We start from the raw sequence: 693 nt of genomic DNA, 5'->3' as shown, positions 1-693 counted from the left end.
GGTCGATCGGCGCCGCCCGGCGCGCGGCCTGCCCGATCGTGCGCATCTCCTCCGAGAGCGCGGGCTGATTGTCCGGTGCAAAAGGATCGACGTCGGAGACATCCCAAAGCAGCGTCGCCGCGTGCTCCAGCGTGCCGGTCTCGGAAAGATCGACGCAGTTGACGCCGCGATAGATCGCGCCCTCCTCGGTGATGGTCGAGATCTCCGTGTCCATGACCGGCAGATCGGCGTCGAAGCTGCGTAAGCCCCGCGGCTCCGGGGACGGCACGCGGCGCTCCTTGAGCGCGCGGACGTCCTCGGCACGATAGCGGTTCTTCCGCGAATCCGGCGTCGGCTCGGAGCGGATCAGGCCGCGGCTGACATAGGCGTAGAGCGTGGCCGGCGAGATCGCGAGCTCGGCTGCTGCCTCCCGGGCGGAGAGATAGAGACCCTCAGGATTTTTCATATTGATTTATGTAATCAAGATTGATCAATGTGTCGAGAGGCCTGACCTTGTCTCCTCCGTGAACAGGAGATTGGGCCATGAACATCCACCTCACCAAAAGCCAGATCGGGCTGGACGGCGTTCCCGCGGCCGAGACCGTGCTGAGCCATGTCGACGGCGAGCGCGGCGAGCTGATCATTGCCGGGGAGCATGTGGGCCGGCTGGCGAGCCAGTCGAGCTTCGAGGGCGTCACCGCCCGGCTCTGGAAC

Annotated in this window: 2 protein-coding genes; one reads left to right on the top strand and one right to left on the bottom strand. The window is 65.4% G+C overall.

The genetic code is table 11. The annotated features are described in order from the left end of the window. Positions 1–445 (bottom strand): citrate synthase (locus MOV74_RS39630; RefSeq protein ID WP_246933052.1); only part of this gene is annotated, 445 nt, incomplete at its 3' end. A gap of 77 nt (positions 446–522) precedes the next feature. Here MOV74_RS39630 and MOV74_RS39625 point away from each other — a divergent pair. Further along, on the top strand, positions 523–693 hold a 171-nt coding region (locus MOV74_RS39625), incomplete at its 3' end, for a citrate/2-methylcitrate synthase (RefSeq protein ID WP_404979243.1).

The sequence above is a fragment of the Bradyrhizobium sp. SHOUNA76 genome (genome assembly GCF_023006445.1).
GTDB lineage: Bacteria > Pseudomonadota > Alphaproteobacteria > Rhizobiales > Xanthobacteraceae > Bradyrhizobium.
The sequence above is the reverse complement of the archived record's forward strand: the minus strand, read 5'-3'. Positions and strand labels throughout refer to the sequence as shown.